Raw genomic sequence first — 21,040 nt, forward strand, 5'->3', positions numbered from 1 at the left:
TAAGATGCTGATAAAAAAATCAGCACATCAGGCGCCAATTTCAGCAAATACCTCCTGCATAATAACCTGATCATTACTACTTTAGTCATTGATTTACAAACCTTAATTACAAAATAAAATGAAGTGGACGCTTCTGGTGATCCTACTCGGATTTGCTGTCAGCAATTCTGTAGGGCAAAAATATTTTGGTGAAGAGCTATTTGACTATCCCGTAAATATTCCGGTAGATGAAGTCAATAAAACATTTGTTGCGCCTCCTGCCGAATTCAGTCGGTTAAAATCGGCCAGTACCAACCAAACCAACATTGAAGTAGCCTACATAAATTTTCCTGAAGAGGCAAAGCAGGCCTTTGAATATGCCGTTTCAATCTGGGAAAGTTTGCTTACTACCAATGTACCCATTCACGTGCAGGCCGAGTGGAAACCCCTTGAAGGGAACACAATTGCAATGTCACGCCCATCAATTTTTTATCATAACTTCGACGGGGCGCAGCTGCAAAATGTGTATTACCCCGTTGCACTGGCCGAAAAATTAAGCGGAAGAGATATTAATCCGGGCCAACCGGATATCATTTGCAGTTTCAGCAGTAATTATTCATGGTATTTCGGAACCAACGGCAATACTCCGGTTGCAAAATACGATTTTGTCACATCCGTTTTACATGAACTCACGCATGGCCTCGGTTTTTCAGGCTTCCTAAAAGATAGCGAAGGAACAGGTTTTTTCAATAATAATCGCAACATACCCAGTATTTACGATTATTATGTGTTTAATCAGTTGAACCAACAAATTTCTGACAAATCGCTATTCGAAAGCCCCTCGGCCGAATTGCACGAAGAACTTACTTCCGACCAGTTAAAATTATATTCTGCCGAAATTGAACCAGAAGAACAAAAAGCCATTGGCTGGTTATATGCTCCCCCGGTTTGGGATGAGGGCTCAAGTTTGTATCACCTGAAAAAAACCGACGAATCTGACGAAAACAGCCTGATGAATGCTTTTTTTTACAAAGGAGCTGCTTTTCATAGCCCCGGAGAAGCCACACTTAATTTATTGTCGGAAATTGGATGGGCTGCACCATCGTTCTATTTTGAAAAACTTAAAGACCTGGAAGAACCATGTGCTGCCATTCCGGTGGAATTTCAGATTACCGGAACCAGCGAAGCTGAATCTTTCGATGTAACAGCTGTTTTCTCAACCGATTACTTTTCGTCTGCTGATACGGTTTTTTTGAAGTACAATACTGCAACCGGAAAATTTTCAGGTGAAATGCCTGTTGATTTTTATTCAGGGAATATTCAGTATTATTTTACCATAGAAGATGACACCAAAAAAAACTCCTATACACACCCGGGAAATGCACCCGGGAAAAAGTTTACCATGCGCGTTGGTCCCGATTACTTTGCACCTGAAATCAATCACAACCCGGTGAAAATAATTTCGGAGAATACCTCAACTGTTAATTTTTCGGCTTTAGCCACTGATAATATGGGCATTGGCACAGTAAAAGTTGAATACAAATTAAACGGTATTTTGCAGGACCCCCTATATTTATCTGACAATGATAACGATATTTACAAAGGATTGCTTAACCTGGAAAAAAATACAATAAATGAACTCGAGTACAGGATTGTTGCAAAAGACATTTCATCGAACAAAAACACGAAAACTGTTCCTAACAGCGGGTTTTATTCTGTTCAACTTTTCAATCCATTTGAGCCGGTTGAAAGCTATGTGAACAATTTCGAGAAAAACAGCAACGATTTTACACTGGCCGATTTTAACATTTCAAAAGCGCCCGGGTTCCCGAGTGGCATTTTGCATACGCATAATCCATATCCGGTATCGGAATTGAAAACCGAAAACAACAACCTGATTGCCCAATTGAATTATCCAGTGATTTTACAACCGGGTGGTCAAATGCGTTTTGATGAAGTTGTACTTGTTGAGCCGGGTGAAAAAAATCAGAATAGCGCCGATCAGGCTTTATGGGACTTTGTAATTGTTGAAGCCAGCAACAATAACGGATTAACCTGGCACCCGTTAACCGAAGAATATAACTCAGGAAAAAACACCAATTGGTTTTCGGCATTTACAAGTAACCTAAAAAGCACTAAATCGGAAGCTGCGGCACAGGAAAATATGCTGGTTGCCCGCACCATTAACCTTACCGAAAATACTGACTTTAAAGCAGGCGACACCCTGATTTTCCGCTTCCGGCTGGCTTCTGATTATTCAGTTAACGGCTGGGGATGGGCAATCGACAACCTTTCAATTCAGGAATTTAATACCAGCCCCGATGATATTTTTGCAGAAAGCACTGCCGGTGTTTATCCCAACCCATTTAAAAACAGCTTTTTTGTTGACTGTCCGGACACTCAGGAAAACACCCCGGTTGAAATTGTAGTTACAGACTTATACGGAAAAACAATTTACAGGGAAACGGGAATCGACCCCGGCTTCTCGCCCAAAACAAAAATTGACCTGTCGGGAAAAAGCGCAGGTATTTACCTGGTTAGCATAGATGATGGCAGGGGAAATGTAAACACCAATAAAATTGTAAAAAACTAACAACAATACTTTCAGGGAGATAAAAATATTTCAAAACACTAAAAAAAGAAGAAATGGACACTTTGTTAATTGTAATTCTTGTGGCAGCGTTTACTGGTCTTGTAGCATCAGTAATTGCTTTGTACAATACCTTGCACTCAGGAAAAAGAAAAAACAACTGGATTAAAGCGCATTAACCTTAAAATGAATGAATAATAACGTATCCCCTCGGGGATTGAATAATATTATTGGGTTCCAAACCCAAAAGTTTGTTTGTCTGAAACTTAGCGATTTTCTTGTCATATTCTGCTTTTTTCCAAACCAAAACCTGTCATGCTTAATGTAATATACTCCGCCAAAAATCACTAATTAGCAAAAAAACTTGCCAGGTCCATTTTTATTTCAAACATTTAGCGCCTAATTCTTGTATTTACATTGAGCAAAATTTTAAGCATGCAAAAACTGGTAATATTTCTATTGCTGCTAACCGTAGCAATTAACGCAACAGGTCAGAAAAAGTGGCAGAAATCGGGGTTGAAACCTGTTTATCCGGTTTGTTATGCAGCCGACAGAACTGAAAAATCATATATCCCTCCTTCGAAAGAGGTTATGAATTTACTCAAATCAGCGGAAAAGAAATCAGAATTTATTGTCGATTATAACTATTTTCCACAGGAAGCAATAGATGCTTTTGATCATGCCGTTGGCTTGTGGGAAAGAATTATTGAGTCGCCGGTGCCAATCCATATTGAAGCTAACTGGACGAGCCGGGGGGAAAATGTTTTGGGCAGTTGCGGGCCAAGTGATTATGAAATGAATTTTGAAGGAGCACCCCGAAAAAATGTGTACTACCCAATTGCAGCGGTAGAAAAAATTATGGGTGAAGAACTAACCGGCTCTGAAAGACCTGACATGAATGCATATTTCAATAAAGATATTCTGTGGTATTTTGGCACTGACGGGCAAACTCCCGATTCGCTCTACGATTTTGTTTCGGTGGTACTGCACGAAATCGGGCATGGACTGGGCTTCACCGGCTTTTTTTATGTGGATAACAGACTGGGAGGTTATAGTTACTGGGAACAGGGTGATATTACCTCGTTCGATCAGCTTGTGGGGAAAAGCAACGGCGAACTCCTCACCGATACCACAATTTACGAAAATCCTTCAGCTGCCTTGTATTCCGCCCTGGTATCAGGCTTTCTTTACGCCCAAAGTCCCTCGGCATTCGTTAATGATTATCCGCGCCTTTATGTTCCCTTCATCTGGGACGATGGTTCCAGTATATATCACCTCAATGATGCCACTTATTCTTCCAATGACCCCAACTCGCTCATGACACATGCTATGGGAAGAGGCGAGGCAACACACGACCCGGGACCGATAACAACAGGAATTTTGGACGATATTGGCTGGAAAAACATGCAAATAGATTTCACCCAACTGAAGGATATGGAAGAAGTTGACACCATTCATTTCAGTGCCGAAATTGAAAGCGATTACGAAATTGACACCACTTCCCTTTTCGTGGTTTATTCAACCGATTCGTTTAAAAATCAACCCGACACAATCCCCTTGCTGCCAACAGGAAATAATTTATATGAAGCACAACTCTTACCGTTAGCAAGTGCAAATTATCTCAACTACTACATATCGGCAGGCGATATAAAAAACCGTACCTTCAGACAACCCACGGAAGCCCCAAACGAGTTTTTTACCATTAATTTTGGCGAAGACAATTTGAAACCTGAAATTGAACACGAACCAATTCCTTACTTTTTCACAGCGAACAATAAACTCAACATCAACGCCACGGTAAACGACAACCTTGGAATTGATACCGTGTATGTTGAATACGCCATAAATGGAGTTCCGCAGCCCTCTTTTGGCTTATTGCCCGGCACAGCATCCAATATTTTTGTGGGAGAATTTGAAATTTCAGAAACCCAATTGGAAGATGGCGATGAGATTACATACAAAATAGTTGCCCGCGATGCTTCGGTTGCCCAAAATACCAGCATGTTGCCCGCTAAAAATAATTTCAACTTTAGGGTTGAAAAAGTTTACAACCCGATTAGTGGATACATTAATAATTTTAATAATTCCAACCCCGATTTTATTCTGACCGATTTCGACATTTATCCCGAAATCAATTTTAAAAACGGGGCGCTGCACAGTCCGCATCCCTACCCCAGCCCGGATCAAGATGACACAGATTTCAATTTTACTACCATTTTAAAATATCCCATAATTCTCAATGAAAACGCCAAAATGACTTTCGATGAAATTGTTTTGGTTGAACCTGGCGAGTTTGGAACCGTTCACGGGGACTTCGATTTTTGGGATTATGTGATTGTTGAAGGAAGAAAAAAATCGGAAGAAACCTGGCTCCCGCTTGCTGATGCTTACGATGCCCGCGCCAATTCAACCTGGGAAGAAAATTTCAACCTGGATTTTAGTGACATGAATTCCACTACCATAGGCCAGCCGGAGTGGTACGTAAACCGTGAAATAAACATGCTTGAAAACAGCAGTTTCTCGGCAGGCGATACCATTTTAATCCGCTTCCGCCTGTATTCCGATCCTTATGCACACGGCTGGGGATGGGCTATTGACAATCTGAGGATTCAAACCCCGGTAAGCTCTCCGCAACCAATCCTTTCGCCCGGGAATATTACAGCGTACCCCAATCCTTTTCAAGACGAGTTCAATGTAAGAATTGAACCCAAATCACCGGTTAAAAAGCTTCAACTGGATGTGTACAACATGTTTGGGCAAAAAGTAAAATCGGTTGAGCACCAAAACCTGCCGGGCCGATTTTCAATAAAAATTTCACTTCAAAATCAGGCTGATGGCATTTATCTGCTTTCGGTAAAAGAAAACGGAAAACAAATTCTTACCCAAAAGTTGATTAAAAAATCAGATTGATAACAAGTCAAAAAAAAACAGGCAGGAATGTTAAAAATCTGCTGAAAAGGAATTCAAAAGGCAAATAATCTTTCAATTTTAAAATATATCTCTATCTTTGTTTCCAAATTAACAGAAAAATGATTTCGGCAATTAACAATACCTATTTTTACTTTTATTTTTATTTTGGTTCTGAAGACGGGATCATACAGTAGAGTATTGTTAAAGCTATAAAATATTTTACGAAAGGTCCCGGAAATTCCGGGACCTTTTTTTATTTGATAGTAGTATGAAGATAACAGTTATTGGACTTGGGTTAATAGGCGGATCGCTGGCAAAGGATTTACGGGCTTCACATTTTGGAAATGAGTTTATTGGCGTGGATGCCAATGAAAAGCATGCTGCTGAAGCTCTTGAACTTGGATTGATTGACCGCATTGAACCGCTGGAAGAAGGAATAAAAAATTCTGACCTGGTTATTATTGCCATACCGGTTGATAAAGAGCTGGACGTGCTGCCTGCCGTGCTCGATGGCATTGACAGGAATACAACGGTTGCCGATATGGGTTCAACCAAAAAAATGATAACCGCGCTGGTAGAAAATCATCCCAAAAGAAAACAATTTGTGCCGGCCCACCCAATGTCGGGTACCGAAAATTCAGGCCCTTCAGCCGCAATTGAAGGGCTCTTCAAACATAAAATTGCCATAATCTGCGACCAGGAAAACTCAGGCCCGCAGCATTTGGCGCTGATAGAAAAAATGTTTCAAAGCCTGGAAATGGACATTGCCTATATGACATCAGACGAGCAGGACCACAGCACGGCTTTCGTTTCGCACCTTCCGCATGCTGCTGCTTTTGCGCTGGCCAATGCAGTGCAGTCAAAAGAAGACCGAAAAATAATTTTCGATTTAGCCAGCGGCGGTTTCCGGTCAACGGTAAGGCTGGCCAAAAGTTCCAGTTCCATGTGGAAACCCATTTTTGAACAAAACAATAAATATGTGGTTGATTCGATGGACGTTTACATCAAGCATTTAAAAGAATTTCGCGATTGCATGAAAAACAAAGAATACGAAAAGCTGGACGAGCTGATTTTAAGTGCCAATAAAATACGGACTATTCTGGATGGAGAAAACCCGCATTTTTTTAAAAACGAAGAAAAAATTGTAAAACTTTATACTAAGCAACAATGAAAACAACTTTTGAAATTAATCCGATAAAGGAATGGCTGCCAAACCTGAACAATCCGCTGCTTATTTCAGGGCCCTGCAGCCTGGAAACGGAACAGCAAACACTTGAAACAGCACGTTTACTGGCCAAAGATCCGCGGGTTTTTGTGTACCGCGGAGGTATTTGGAAACCCCGCACACGTCCCGGTTCTTTCGAAGGCGTTGGTTCAATTGGATTGAAATGGCTGCAGATGGTAAAAAAAGAAACCGGTCTGCCTGTGGGCACCGAAGTGGCCAATGCTCACCATACCGAAGAAGCCCTGAAAGCTGACCTGGACGTGCTGTGGATTGGTGCGCGCTCTACTGCAAGTCCTTTTGTGGTTCAGGAAATTGCCGATGTTTTAAAAGGTTCGAACAAACCTGTTTTAATAAAAAACCCGGTAAATCCGGATGTTCAGCTCTGGATGGGCGCTATTGAGCGCGTTTACCAGGCAGGCATAAAAAGCATTGTTGCTATCCACCGCGGCTTCACGCCATTCCGCGAAACCAAATACCGTAACTACCCCAACTGGAAAACGGTTATTGAACTGCGCCGGCTTTTGCCCAATCTGCCCATTATTTGCGACCCCAGTCACATTGCCGGCAAGCGCGAATACCTGTTCGAAATTGCACAAAAATCGTTCGATATGGGCATGGACGGACTAATGCTCGAATCGCATATCGACCCGTCGTGCGCACTGAGCGATGCCAGCCAGCAGCTCACACCTGCCGATTTGGGCAAACTACTCGACAGGCTGGTAATCAGGCACCAGGATGCCAATAACCCTGATTTTGAAAACCGTCTCGATATGCTCCGGAGCCGAATTGACACACTTGATGCCGAATTGCTGGAAATGCTTTCATCGAGGGTAGCTATTGTAAAACAAATTGGCCAGTACAAAAAACACAACAACGTTACGGCATTGCAAATCAACCGCTGGAGCCAGCTGATGGACAACCGGGTTAAGCTGGGGAAAAAGCTCGACCTGAACGAATCGCTTGTAAAAACTTTGTTCCAGCTCATCCACGAAGACTCGGTTCGCCTGCAAACCGATATTATGGATACCGAATAAAAAATATTTTGAAAAATAGTATCCATCCCGGAGAAGTATATTTCCGGGATTTTTTATGCCTGGATTTTTGTGGCAATTTTATCCAAAGCTGTTTTCATTGCTTTATCAACCCGTTGATATTCAACAATTCCTTTGCCTATATAAATAAAAATTACAGCTACTTTTTTCTGTTTGATCCGCGAATAAAACCCTGGTTTATTCAACCGGTAAGCCTCTCTCATGCGCCTTTTAATCAGGTTCCGTTTAACCGCTCTTTTAAACAGTCTTTTGCTCGCCGCAAAAGCCGCTTTTGCCGGATAAGATCCATCAAATTCTGTTTCTGTAAAAACCACTTTCAGCGGATATACCAAAAATGTATTCCCCTCAGCAAACAACTTGTCGAATTGTTTTTTACTGCACAGCCGTTCCTCTTTTTTCAGCGTAAAACGGGTTTTCAATTGCGATTCTCCAGCAGCTTCGTTTTTCATGAGCGATAAAAAAAGGCCATCCACCAAAGGGCGAACAGCCTTTCAAAGTTATATTTTTTCTACTTAATCTCCTTTGTTCATTTTTTTAATGTACTGTTCCAAAGCCATTGTCATTGATGGAGATTTGGCTGTTGGCGCCTGAATATCGAGCCGTAATCCGGCTTCCTTAACAGCCTTTGCTGTTGTTGGGCCAAAGCAAGCAATACGTGTGTTATTCTGTTGAAAATCGGGAAAATTATCGAATAAGGAACGTATTCCGGAGGGACTGAAAAATACAAGAATATCGTAGTTTACGTCTTTCAGGTCGGATAAATCGCTGCTTACGGTTCTGTAAAGAACAGCTTTTGTGTATTTGTAACCTCCTTTATCGAGCAAATCCGGAATTTGTTCTTTATGAATATCCGAAAGCGGCACCAGAAATTTTTCATCCTTATGCTTTTTCATCACATTTATAAGGTCAGAAAACTTCCCGTTACCATAAAATATTTTTCGCTTGCGGTACACAATGTACTTTTGCAAATAGAAGGCAGTTGCCTCTGAAATACAAAAATATTTCATTGAATCGGGAACTGTAAGGCGCATTTCCTGCGCAATGCGGAAAAAATGATCGATAGCAGTACGACTAGTAAAAATAACTGCAGAATGCTCCAGGATATGAATCCGGGTTTGCCGAAAATCTTTTGCTGAAACCCCCTCAACATGAATAAAAGGCCGAAAATCAATTTTAATATTGCTCTTCTCAGCCAAGTCATAGTAAGGAGATTTAGCCGTTTCAGGCTTAGGTTGCGAAACCAGTATACTCTTGATTTTCAAAATACGTATTTCTTTTAATTAAACTTACCCACTAGATCAAACAATAATTTGTAAACTAAAACCAAGGGTAAAAATTCAAGGGTACAAAAGTATAAAAAGAGATATAATATTGAAAATTGTTTCCTTAATAATATCATAACTCCCCTGAATACAAGTAAAAAATAAATTGCTGCAACAATCAAAATTCCAATAATTACCGGAATTTTCAAACTCGAAAAAGGCGAAAATGCCAGTAACGCCACAACCGGTATAAGCACCATCCCTGCTACGCGGTTGGTGTTATTTAAGTTAAACAAAAACTCACTTGTTTCACTTGTGTTTTCGAAAAGAAATCCCATGTATTTATACAATAGTTTTTTCCCCAGAAAATAAACAAAGGTTCCGGCAAGGCAAAAAATATAAAGTGTATAACCGCCGGCAGTGAAATCAAGCCTAAAAAAATTAATGAGTTGAAACAGGAATACTGAAAAAACCAGATAAAAAACTACATCGAGCCTGAAAGCCCCGTGCGAAAAGGAGTAGTTCCGCTCACGAAACATTCTTTCGGCAGTAGAGTAATTTACAATTGACTGAAATAAATTCTGAATATATTTTGACCATCCTGCTTTTACAGTGGCAAAAATTAACAGCACAAAAAGCAACAAGAACGAAAGCCACGTTGTGTTGTCACTGTTTAAATGCTGAACAGGCAAAACCAAATCTTTATTAATTGACGTGTCCGGATTAACCAGTTGCAACTCATTCCATCTTTGTGGTGTTGCAGCATCAGTTGCCGGCAAAACCTGTTCAGCCTGCCATGGTTGCCAGAGGAAAACCTGAGCAGTTGTTGGCTGTTGTGACTGCCCTTCAGCAACAATTCCCTGCATGATTGTGTTAATTCCATTCATTTTTCAGAATGCAAAGATACCAATTAGTTTAGTGATTTAAATGATCTTCCGCACACCCGGAATTTGCTTTATTCCCCAAGCCACCAAAAAACAGGCAATAAGGGAAACCGGTGCCAGCACAATAAATTTCAGCGGGGGAAAAACAGACCAGTGCCTTAAGGCAACGCTCAACGCCACAATTACCGGCGCATGAAAAACAAATACTCCGTAGGCACTGTCAGAAAGCTGCCTGGCAAACCCACTTTGCGCGTTGAACCGGTATTTGAAAATTCCGGCAAGGCCAATAATGAGAGAAAAACCGGTAAACTGCTCCCACAGGGCATACCCCAGGCTCTGCCAGTTCAGTCCGCCCATAAAATCATCTGCTCCGTTTTCGGGTGTTCCTCCCACCAAAAAAAGTACTGGAATACCAATTAAAATAAGTGCCTGGGCCGCCAAAAACCACTGTCTCCCCATTTTTGCAGAAACTGAACCGAACCAATTATTTTGCCAGGCCACAATTCCCAATGCAAAAAATAAAATATACTGTACGAAAAACGGAAACTGAAAATTGGTAAAAGGCATACTCCAACCTACCGGCAGCCAAATACGGATAATAAACTGCAAAAGCCCGGTAAAAAAGGCGGTCAGTAAAATTGCAGCGGTGCCGGGAAATTTCATCCGGACACGAATTTTCAACTTCCGAACAGCCAAACAAATCAAAGTAAACACCAGCAGCGCCTCAATAAACCACAACGGGCCAAAACCTCTGCCAGTTCCGTTCAGCCAATAATTGAACAGCGAAACATCCCTTCCTTCAACAAAACGATGATGAATAAAAACCGTAAGCGGTGAAAGGATAAAAAAGAAAAACAACAGGGGAAAACCCAGTCGCACCAAGCGTCCGGAGGAAAATTTCAGTATGCCTTTACGATTTAAGGAAGGAACAAGAAAAAAAGCAGAAACAAAAAAGAACATTCCCATAAAAAACGACTGGTTTGCCGCCACAAACATGAGCATGGGAAGAACAGCCGGAAAACCAACCTCCGCTTCGTTGTAATACCAGTCGCCCGGAGCGCCGTATGTTATTGACAAATGGTGGAGAACCACCAGGCTAATCAAAAAAATACGCAGATTGTCGATAAAATACAAACGGTTTATTGTCATCTCGAAATCAGTTTATTGGAAACTGAAACCAAAGATAAATTAAAAACCGAAAAAACCATTTACAATTATTTTTCCAATTTATCTGACAACCGCCAGCCATTTACAAATGACTTAACTGTTTTCCCGGCTCTTCCAGGTATAGCCCTTAATCGTTTTCCGGTTCGGAAAAACAAAGCTAAAAACCAGCGCCAGCAACACACTGGCAACCAGGCCCACAAAACCATACAGCAGAAACGAAAGTGAGGTGTTGTTTTTCACCAAAACCAAAATGACAATTCCTGTCAAAACGCCAATGAGCGCTGCTTTTCCTGAAATACGCGGAAAGAAAATCCCCATGACAAACAAAGCGCCCAAACCGGCAGTTAACAATCCCAAAAAGGTATTAAACTGATCCCACAGCGAAGCAATGTTCCAGGTAGCCAGCATCAGCGCCATCGTAATTCCAAGCACACCCACAATAATTCCCGACCAGCGTGCCACGGCCATGTTGCGTTTATGACCGGATTTCTGCGCCAGCACTTTGTAAAAATCAGAAGTAATTACTGCAGACACCGAATTGATGTTGGACGACAGCGTGGACATGGCCGCCGCAAAAATAGCGGCAATGAGCAAGCCAGCTACTCCTGCAGGCATTTGCGACACAATAAACTGCGGAAACACCGAATCGATGTTGGGATTGAGTACCGACATGTGTTCCGGGTTGGACGTATAATAGGCATACAAACCGGTTCCAAGCAAAAAGAAAATGATGGTCACCGGAATCGCCAGAATCCCATTCAGCCAGATACTCTGCCCGGTAGCTTTTTCATCTTTGGTGGTCATGTAGCGCTGCACCACACTTTGGTCGCTGGTGTAGGTAATAAGCGTGTTGGCAAGTCCTCCAATCAGCACCACCCAAAAAACCGGCTGCGAAAAATCGAACCGAAAATCGAAGGTGTGAAATTTCTGGTTCTGACCGGTTATTTCGAAAAAGCCGCTTAACCCGCCTTCCACTCCCGCCATCATAAAGGCCAGGGCAACAAATGCACCGCCCAGCAGAATAAATCCCTGAATCACATCGCCCCAAACCACAGCTTCCATACCGCCGCTGGTACAATAAATAATAGTCACCACACCCATAATAATAATGGCCCAATAAATACTGAAACCGGTAACAACATTCAGCGCCAGCGAAGGCAGAAATAGCACCACGGCAATGCGGCTCACCATAAAAAATACAAACAACGCAGAGGCCAGCCACCGCACAGCACGGTTAAACCGCGCCTCAAGGTACTGGTAAGCCGTATCGAAATTGAACCGCCGGAAAAACGGCAGAAAATACCGGATAACAATGGGTGCCACCATAATTATGGCCATGTTGAATAGGAACATACGCCAGTCGGACGCATACGATTTGGCCGGAATAGCAATAAACGTGATGGCGCTGAGCGTGGTGGCAAAAATGCTGATACCTGCAGCCCACCAGGGAATCCGGCCACCGGCTTTGAAAAAATCATCGGTGCTGTTTTCGCGGCGCATGAAGTAAAATCCCAGCAACAACATACCCACAAAATAAAGTGCCAGTACAATGTAATTCAGCCATCCAAAAACCGGTTTTACCGAAAACTGGATTTCGTGCAAGAACGGCGTTCGGGTTGCCGGTTTGATTTCGCCTCCGGGAATAACCACAACATCATTCCAAACAAGAGCCGGGGCAACAGCCACCGGAGTTCCCTGCCAACTTCCTGCAACAAACCATTCGTCGGTAACCGTGTTGTAAACTTTTATTTTTGAATTGAATCCGGAATGGTTTATCCAAAGTGAATCGCGCAGTTGTCGGGCTTCTTCATTTCCGTTTTGAAGGGCATGAATGGCCCTTTCTACCTGATTGAAAGTTTCGCCTGAATCGCCGCCTGTCAGCACAATGTGTGAAGCGCCAATCGACGCTGCCGAAGCCACTGCCAGCGGGATTTCCATATCTTTTTTCTGTTCCCATTTCCCCTCTGAAGGACGGAAGCGGAAAACGTGCGGATAAAACGTTGTGGTGGATTCACCTTCCTTTTTTGCCCGTCCGCCAAAAACGTGCAGACTCACCTCTTCGCCATCCATCTGGGCAACGGCCGAAGCACCCGAAACCGGAAGCGGAAAATCGGGTCGTTTTTGCCAGCCACTTTCAGGATTGGTGATATCCAGCGCCAAAAACTGACTGGTTGCACCGTTTTCACTTTCGCCCCCAATCACATAAACGGTATTCTCAATGGCCGCAGCAGCAGTACTTTTTACAGCTGCCGGCAATTCCGGCAATTCTGAAATTTTCACCGAAGTGCCGTTCCAACTCAGCAGATAAACCCGGTTGCTCAACCCATCGGGTGACTGGCCGCCAATGCAAAGCATACCCTGCGGCAACGAAACCGAAGCGCCCTCTCCCAGCGCAACAGGTAATTTTGATGAAACATTCAATAAATTCAAACCATCTGCAGAACGTTCATAAACCAGCACCGCATCGGAAAAATACTTTTCACCACCTTCCCACGGTTTTCCTTCGGGGAAAGCCGTTCCACCGGCCACCATCAACACGTTGTTGTGTACGCCGGCAAAAACTCCGGACAGCCCTTCGTTTCCAGTAATCTCAGATACATTTTCCAGCAACGGAAAACTATTCTGCTGCAACTGGTTTATTGGTGTTTCTTCAGAAGCACTACCTTTCCAAATAACTACGAAAAGGAGTAAAACCAATATTGTTGTTCTTTTAAAATGGCGCATAATGTATTGATTACAAGACTAATTCAAAGAATAATTTCCCGCTGATAGCGCTGATTTACGCAGAAAACAAATTCAAAATCCGCGACATCAGCGGGAGAAAATTTCACTTCAATGTTTCCAACGTTTTCCAAACCTGGTACAACCCGCGCGGCACATGAAAACAGCCTTTCCATTTTCCGCCTTTCAGCGGTAGCAGTACTTCGCCCCGGCGGTTGAGGTAACCAAACCACTCGCCGTGTTCGGGGTCGGCAAAATGCGACCAGGTGTAATCGTGCACTTTTTCAAACCAGGTGAGGCACTCTTTATTTCCGGTGAGCGCATACCCTTTTATCAGGCTGATGAGCGATTCAATGTGCACCCACCACAATTTCTGGTCCCACTCCAGTTGCTGCGGCGGATTTCCTTTAATGTCGAGGAAATAGAAAATCCCGTCGAACTCTTTGTCCCAGCCGTATTCCAGCGTGCGCAATACAATTTCCACTGCTTTTTGTGCCAACTCCGGTTTTTGCAATCGCACCGACAAATCCATGATAAACCACATGGCTTCAATGGCATGCCCCGGGTTGATGAGGCGGCCTTCGAACGAATCGGAAAAGCTGCCGTCGGGTTTTACATTTTCCAAAATCAAACCTGAGTCGGGCTGATAAAACACATCCATCACTTCGTGCAACACTTTTTCAATGGTTTCGTCCACCAGCTGTTCGGGCAGCAGGTGCTCGATTTCCAGCGACAGGTTGCACAAAATCATGGGCAGCGAAAAGCCCTTCAGCGGACGCGTTCCGGGAACCAGTTTGTTGTATTTTCCTTTGGGATTGTCGCTGCGTTTCAGAATGTTTTCGAAGGTGTTTTTGGCGATTTGCCCGTATTCCTCATTGCCTGTGGCTTTGTAAAGCTGGCCAAACGCCATGGTGGCAAAGCAGTCGGAAAAAATATTGTAGGGCTGCACCAATGGTTTTCCTTCACGGGTGAGCGAAAAGTACCAGTTCAGGTCTCCGTCGTGCCCGTATTTTTGCAGGAATTTCGCACCATGCAATGCCATGTCGAGCCACTGCTGTTTCTGCTCCACTTTATTGAACAGGGTGGAAAACATCCAGACTTCCCGCCCTTGCAACCAGATGAATTTATCGGTATCGAAAACCATTCCATCACGATTGAGACACGTAAAATAACCACCAAACTCCTCATCTTTTGAGTGGTTCTCCCAAAAAGGAACCACGTTTTCGAGGAGTTCGTTTTTGTATTGTTGTGCTAAATTTTTGAAGTCCATATTTAAAAGTTTATTTTATATCCGGCAGAAATATCTATAATCATATTAAATTGTCAATCCTTGAAAGCTGTCATTTCGACGAGTATTCGAGGAGAAATCTGTTTCAATATTTAAGATTTCTCACCCGGAATACCGGGATTCGAAATGACAATTAATAAACATATGCACCTCCGGAAACCTTTTCCTTCACACCAAAATTAAAACTAACCAAATGGTTGCTAACCGATTGGTTAGTTTTCAGCAATTCTTGAGAATTCCTCTTCCATCGCCAACGCTTTCACATCTTCGGTAAATTTCCGGTAATCGTCGCGATTCATGTTTTTTATGGGCGAACGGAATTCGCCGCAATCGAAGCCAACATAGCGCATATATGCTTTTCCGGTGGCAATGCCGCCATATTTCCCCAACAGGCGAATCATGTTGATGGCCTTTTGCTGCAATTGGCGGGCAAGTACCAGATTTCCATTGTCAAAAGCATCAATCAGTTTATAGTACAACGGCGCTGCGTAGTTGAAAGTGCTTCCCACGCCGCTGCGGGTTCCCAGAACCAGCGCCGAAAGCAGGTTTTCGTCGCGCCCCCAGAGCATGTCATATTTACCATCCATAAAACTGATGCAGCTCTGGAAATCCATAAAATCTTCGTGGGTGTATTTGATACCGGCCAGGTTGGGAACGGCAGGCGCAGCTTCTTTCAGAAAATCGAACATGGGTACATTACAGCCCGTAAGCACAGGAATGTGGTAAAAATAAACCGGCAGTTGCGGAACGGATTCGGCCACGCGAGCCACAAACTCTGCCAGTTGTGCGGCACCCGACGGTTTAAAATAGTAAGGCGCAAGCAGAGCAATGGCATCCACACCGATTTCTGCCGAATGCTGCGCGTTTTCAATACATTCCATGTAGGAAGTACCACCCGCAAGATTGATAATTTTCACCGACGAGTCGGCTTTGGCTGCCGCCACCCACTGTTCGGCGGTTTTCATCCGCTCTTTTTGGGTGAGCGACACGCCCTCCCCGGTGGAGCCGTTGATAAACGCGCCCACCACTTTGTTCTGTTTCAAAAAATTGTAATACGGCGGAATCCGTTCGTAAACCACTTCTCCCTTTTCATTCATGGGTGTGAACGGCGCGGCTATCAGTCCTTCAAATTTTGGTATCATTTCGGTATTTGTTTTTTAATTGTTTCTGAAAAAATCTATTATCGGTTTACAACAGAGGCTTTATGATTTCTGCCCATTTCAGGTAACCTTTGCCGGTGAGGTGCAGGCCGTCGTTTGTAAACTCAGGATTCATAAAATCATCGCTTTCATTTGTAAAATGCGTAAATAAATCAACATACTGAAAGCCGTGCTGCGCACAAAATTCTTCCAGCTTATTATTTATCCATTTCACTTCTTCTGTTTTTGAACAATGCCCGGTAAATTTATCAAAAGCGGGATTCACCGGCAGAATGCTTTGCACAAACACCCTGGTTTTTGGCGATTGCTCCCTGATGGAGGTAGCAATTCCGGAAATGTTTTCAAAAACAGTTTCTTTGGAAATATTGCGGGCCAAATCGTTGATTCCAATCAGCAAAAACACTTTGGCCGGTTTCGATTCAGTAACTTCATTCAGTCGATATAAAACTCCTTCGGTAACATCTCCGCTGATTCCACGGTTTTTAATGCGTTTGTTTTGAAACAGTTCCGACCACTCACTGCCATCGGTGATGCTGTTTCCCAGAAAAATAATTTCCTTTTTTGTGTTGGGAAGTTGCTCAAACAATGTTCTTCGCTGTTCGTAATAAGTGGATTGAAAAGCCTCCTGCCCGTAAGCTGTCATTGCAAAAAAATGACTTGCGGCAAACAAAACCAACGTTATTAATTTAATGATTCTCATAGTTATATTTTTTTAATTGATAAGGTACATCAACCCGAAAAGTAGATACCGGCCAGCCGTTTTCGTTTACCAAATTCCCTCTGGAAAAAGGTTTCCAGCCGTACCTGATGCTTTTCACAGCCATATCTTTTGAATTAATCAAAATTTGATTTCCCTGAATTTCAGCTTTTACATTGCTGAAAAGCCCATCTCTGCCTGCCACTTCCAGTTCGCGAACGGGTTCATCGTCTGAAGTTTCTATCCGGCCGGCATTTAAAAAGGTGAGAATAACTTTTCCATTCTTTTGAATGACTGAATTGAGTTCCGGGCCTCCTTCTGCGAAACCTTCAACATTGTAAATATTTGATAAAGCGATGTTGGCAAACCGTTCGCCCACTTCGATTTTTTGTCTCGGATGCACATCCAGTGAATCGCCCAAATCGCTGGTTACCACCATTTCGGTGTTCGGGATGCTTTGTGCCAGTTGTCGCTGAACATCCCTGAAATAAGGCCACGACGGCCGGTTGATGCTCGATAACTGGGCAAAGTAAAACGGCATCTCCGGTTGATTAAATGCAGTTCGCCACGACTGAACCAGCGCCGGAAACGCATTCTGGTAATGTGCTGCATTATGGGCATTCGATTCACCCTGGTAAAAAATTACGCCTGCCACCGGAAAACCTGCGAGCGATTGCACTCCGGCCTCGTAAATATAAGCCGGCTCGAAGGGGTGACGCTGTTGTTTGTTTTCTGTCAATTCCAGGTTGGTAGCAGCACGCTGGCGGCACCAATCCTGGATAAAATCGTTGTGTTTCCAGTTGTTCAATACATCCACCAGGTGTGGGTCAAACTCCAGTGTTTTGCGGTCGATGAACGCCTCAACCGGAGCACCGCCCACACTTATCTGAATCAAACCAACCGGCACATCCAGGTTCTCCCTGAGCATTTTCCCGAAACTGTATCCAATGGCCGAAAATTCAGCAGCCGCATCAGGTGTGCTCTTTTTCCATTCGCCTTCAAAAAAATGAAGTCTGTTGACCTTTTCCAGGACGGTTGAATCCCACTTTGTATTATCGGGACGTACAATTCCCTTTTTATTCAGCAGCCGCAGGTTTTCGTCTGAAGCTGCAGAAACCACGGCCGATGCACTGGCGGCGTGTTTCAGCTCAAATTCCATGTTCGACTGGCCGGCGCAAATCCAAACTTCCCCCACCAAAATATCATCGAGCAAAATGGTTTGGTTCTTTCCTGCAGAAACCTCAAGCTGGTATAGCCCTCCGGCCGGTGCGGGTCTAAAAGTAAGTTTCCAGTCGCCCGAAGCGTTTGCCACACATGTTTGAACTTCACCATTAAAAGTTGCTGTAACTGTTTCTCCTGCGTTGGCTTTTCCAAAAAAAACGTGAGGAGAATTTTGCTGCAATACCATGTGGTTCATAAAAACCTGTGCCAGCCTCAATCCGCCAAAGTCGCCCGTAATGTTTTCGTAAACGGTTTGTGCAATAATTCCCGCTCCTTCCAGATTGGGGTGAAGGGCATCGGCAAACAAATCGGGACGGCTGTACAACGGCTCATGTAAATCAATCAGCCCGGTTTTGCTGTTCTGTGCCACTTGTTCAATGGCATCCTGAATTTGCCAAAACCAGTCGCGCGTGCCCGACTTAAACCGTGGATGCCCGTGAAAAATGGGACTCATCCGGCAAATGTAAATCTCCGGGTTATTATTTTTTCTGAACGATTCCACCAACTGCATGTAATCCCGGATAAACTCATCCCTGAAATTGGGCCAGTTGCGGGGGTCGGTGTCGTTCAGGCCAAGGTGAATGACAACAATGTCGGCTTCAAATTTTAAAGCTTCGGAGTACTCAAGCGTTTCAATGTATGGCCGGTGACCTTTGGAAAGCAGCGTGGCCCCGCTGTGCCCAAAATTTTCAACTTCAAAACCTTGTCCAAGCAATTCCTGCAGTTGCGCAGGATACGAATCCTTTTCAGGAAAAAGCAATCCGTAGCCACGCGTAACCGAATTGCCCACGCAGGCTACTTTAGTTTTTTCAGAACCGTTTTGCGGGAACGACACACCGAACACATTCTGCGGAATACTCAACACGAGCAGCAGCCAACCAGCTATCCAAACTGCAAAACGTTTTCTCATTTATTCAATTTTTTTATTTCAGCAAAAAATTTTAATTCTTCTATTTCGCTCACATTCCCAGCCTCCACCTGAACGGGCACAAAAGTAAACATCCTCTTCCAGGTTTGTGGAATAACAGGAATCTTTAAAAGCACCTCGTTCCAGCCTTTTCTCAGTTGAATTTTGGTCGGTTCGCGGAAATAATAATTCTCATCCGAAAATGGGATTTCTGAAGAACTGTCTTCCAGTCCGGGATTGATCCATTCTGGAGGCTGAATAATTTCGCCGTTTAACCATACCTGCGGATTGGTGTTGTGCCACTGCCCCTGATTTGGGAATGGCCCGCCACGTCTTCCCCCTGAGCGCGACCAGTCATGAAAACCAATCCAGGAATTCACCGTTTGATCTTCAGGCGACCAAATGCGGGTAAACGCGTAATACGTTCCCGTTTCTTTGGGAAACAAAGAGGGATACCCAAAAAAGTGTGAAAGATGCACCGTGCCACCAATTACCGGTTCAGACCAGGCATATCTTTCTGAATCCACTACATATTCAGCAGCAATGGAATCCTCGGGCGGAAATTTTTTATTCACATCTCCTTTGTGATTGAACGGCCCGGCAATGCGCCATTTTATGTGGGTTTGTTTCACATAGGGAAACGGTTTATCCTGAAAGTACAAATCGCGGTGTTTGATCAGCCGTTCTTCAAAATCAGTATATTTCTGAAATGCCGAAGAATTTCTCTCCGGAAACTTTGCAAGGTACTTTTCGCCAAAACCTTCGGACTGACCGGTCCACGAAGTTTCGCTGTAGGTGACAATTCCCGGGTAAACCGGATTATGCAGGACAGCATCGTATTGGTTGGCAACGAGGTTGTCGTTCCAGTTGCACAAAATACCGCCCATACGCAGGGAATCGCCGTGTGCAGCGCCATTGATGCGTTCGAAATACAACTGCGGAATTCCGGCCAGCGGGTCGAGGTGGTTGAGGTAATTCAGCCTTGAATCGAGATAGCGGTGGCCCGGTTTTGGGTGGCCATTTGACGACCAGAGTTGCGTGATGGAAACCGAATCGCCTTCGATGTGCTGACCCGGTCGCCAGACGATGAGTTCGCGGCCGTGATATTGCGTTACCCGCTCCAAAAGCGCCGGCAAAAGGGTTGGCGAGGGTTCTTCGTAGCTGTGCCACACCTCATCGGTGCCCAGGTGAATGTACGGCATTTTTTCGGGAGGAACCAGGCTCACTAGTTCATCGATTAAATCGATTAAAACCGGCTGCACACGCGGGTCATTCATCGATTCAAACCCGAAAGCTTTACGGAATGCCGCACTGTGCCCCGGCAAATCGAATTCCGGGATGAGCGTTATTTTGCGTTCATAACAATAATCCACCAGCACTTTAAACTCTTCCTGTGTATAATATTTCCCCGGCCATCGGCTCATGGATTCCGGAGAATTCAGTTGCGGATATTCTTTACTTTCGAGGCGCCAACCCGGATTATCGGTAACGTGAAAATGAAATGCATTGAATTTGTAAGTCGCCAGCACGTCAATCTGCTCCTTCAGCATTTCCACCGGCTGAAAATTCCGGCCCACATCCTGCATAAAACCGCGCAGCCGAAATGCCGGCCAGTCACGGATGGAACAGCCAGCAACAAACCGTTTTCCGTTTTCAAAATACGTCAGTTGTTTTACCGTTTGTAACCCGCGGAACAGTCCTTCTTCTGTCAAAGCAGATAGAATCAGCGAATCGGATGTTACATCCAATGAGTAGGCTTCGTTTTCATTCAACGGAATTTCATTTAAATGTGGAACTATTCGCTGACCAAACCGCGCACTGCTGTCGACCATGTTAAATGCCTCGCCGTTCCACTCCAGATTTTGCGGCATGGGAATTAATGCTGGCTGTTCTGCTTTTTCAGATGTGCACTGCACCATTAAAAAAGCAGAAAAAACCACCAAAAGCACCGTAATATTTTTTCTTTGTTTCAGCACG

Annotated in this window: 15 protein-coding genes; 5 read left to right on the forward strand and 10 right to left on the reverse strand. The window is 43.9% G+C overall.

What is annotated here, in order from left to right; translation table 11 throughout:
- Positions 1 to 118 precede the first annotated feature (118 nt).
- The 5 genes from BUC07_RS11450 (at position 119) to BUC07_RS11465 (ending at position 7,738) form a co-directional block, all read left to right on the forward strand.
- Positions 119 to 2,572 (forward strand): T9SS type A sorting domain-containing protein, encoded by a 2,454-nt coding sequence (locus BUC07_RS11450; protein ID WP_073169506.1) that lies wholly within the window; start codon positions 119 to 121, stop codon positions 2,570 to 2,572.
- 53 nt (positions 2,573 to 2,625) lie between these two features.
- A complete protein-coding gene (locus BUC07_RS21470) occupies positions 2,626 to 2,748 on the forward strand; it encodes a hypothetical protein (RefSeq protein WP_262509496.1) in 123 nt (40 codons plus the stop codon).
- Positions 2,749 to 3,004: 256 nt separating this feature from the next.
- Positions 3,005 to 5,479, forward strand: coding sequence for a T9SS type A sorting domain-containing protein (locus tag BUC07_RS11455; protein ID WP_073169508.1), 2,475 nt, complete (start codon positions 3,005 to 3,007; stop codon positions 5,477 to 5,479).
- A gap of 268 nt (positions 5,480 to 5,747) precedes the next feature.
- The gene (locus tag BUC07_RS11460) at positions 5,748 to 6,650 is read left to right on the forward strand and encodes a prephenate dehydrogenase (protein ID WP_073169510.1); all 903 of its coding nucleotides are present in this window, start codon (positions 5,748 to 5,750) and stop codon (positions 6,648 to 6,650) included.
- A complete protein-coding gene (locus tag BUC07_RS11465; protein ID WP_073169512.1) occupies positions 6,647 to 7,738 on the forward strand; it encodes a chorismate mutase in 1,092 nt (363 codons plus the stop codon). The genes BUC07_RS11460 and BUC07_RS11465 overlap by 4 nt, the downstream gene beginning before the upstream one ends.
- A gap of 53 nt (positions 7,739 to 7,791) precedes the next feature.
- Here BUC07_RS11465 and rnpA read toward each other — a convergent pair whose 3' ends face one another.
- From rnpA to BUC07_RS11515, 10 genes are all read right to left on the reverse strand, one after another.
- On the reverse strand, positions 7,792 to 8,205 hold the full coding sequence (gene rnpA / locus BUC07_RS11470) for a ribonuclease P protein component (protein ID WP_073169513.1): 414 nt from the start codon (positions 8,203 to 8,205) through the stop codon (positions 7,792 to 7,794).
- A gap of 63 nt (positions 8,206 to 8,268) precedes the next feature.
- Positions 8,269 to 9,018: a uroporphyrinogen-III synthase gene (locus BUC07_RS11475; RefSeq protein WP_073169516.1), complete on the reverse strand. Its 750-nt coding sequence runs from the start codon at positions 9,016 to 9,018 to the stop codon at positions 8,269 to 8,271.
- Positions 9,019 to 9,032: 14 nt separating this feature from the next.
- Positions 9,033 to 9,905, reverse strand: coding sequence for a DUF4271 domain-containing protein (locus BUC07_RS11480; protein WP_073169518.1), 873 nt, complete (start codon positions 9,903 to 9,905; stop codon positions 9,033 to 9,035).
- Between the two features lie 36 nt (positions 9,906 to 9,941).
- Positions 9,942 to 11,051 carry an acyltransferase family protein gene (locus BUC07_RS11485; protein ID WP_073169520.1) on the reverse strand — a complete coding sequence of 370 codons (1,110 nt, stop codon included), beginning with the start codon at positions 11,049 to 11,051 and terminating at the stop codon, positions 9,942 to 9,944.
- Between the two features lie 111 nt (positions 11,052 to 11,162).
- On the reverse strand, positions 11,163 to 13,766 hold the full coding sequence (locus tag BUC07_RS11490; protein ID WP_217652684.1) for a sodium:solute symporter family protein: 2,604 nt from the start codon (positions 13,764 to 13,766) through the stop codon (positions 11,163 to 11,165).
- A gap of 130 nt (positions 13,767 to 13,896) precedes the next feature.
- The gene (locus BUC07_RS11495; RefSeq protein WP_073169524.1) at positions 13,897 to 15,060 is read right to left on the reverse strand and encodes a n-acyl-d-glucosamine 2-epimerase; all 1,164 of its coding nucleotides are present in this window, start codon (positions 15,058 to 15,060) and stop codon (positions 13,897 to 13,899) included.
- 230 nt (positions 15,061 to 15,290) lie between these two features.
- Complete coding sequence (locus BUC07_RS11500) at positions 15,291 to 16,220, reverse strand: dihydrodipicolinate synthase family protein (RefSeq protein WP_073169526.1); 930 nt, start codon at positions 16,218 to 16,220, stop codon at positions 15,291 to 15,293.
- A gap of 46 nt (positions 16,221 to 16,266) precedes the next feature.
- Complete coding sequence (locus BUC07_RS11505) at positions 16,267 to 16,938, reverse strand: D-alanyl-lipoteichoic acid biosynthesis protein DltD (protein WP_073169528.1); 672 nt, start codon at positions 16,936 to 16,938, stop codon at positions 16,267 to 16,269.
- Positions 16,925 to 19,066, reverse strand: coding sequence for a GDSL-type esterase/lipase family protein (locus tag BUC07_RS11510; protein WP_073169530.1), 2,142 nt, complete (start codon positions 19,064 to 19,066; stop codon positions 16,925 to 16,927). The genes BUC07_RS11505 and BUC07_RS11510 overlap by 14 nt, the downstream gene beginning before the upstream one ends.
- Positions 19,063 to 21,039, reverse strand: coding sequence for a family 20 glycosylhydrolase (locus tag BUC07_RS11515; protein ID WP_073169532.1), 1,977 nt, complete (start codon positions 21,037 to 21,039; stop codon positions 19,063 to 19,065). The genes BUC07_RS11510 and BUC07_RS11515 overlap by 4 nt, the downstream gene beginning before the upstream one ends.
- Position 21,040 lies beyond the last annotated feature (1 nt).

It is taken from the genome of Tangfeifania diversioriginum (assembly GCF_900141875.1).
GTDB lineage: Bacteria > Bacteroidota > Bacteroidia > Bacteroidales > Prolixibacteraceae > Tangfeifania > Tangfeifania diversioriginum.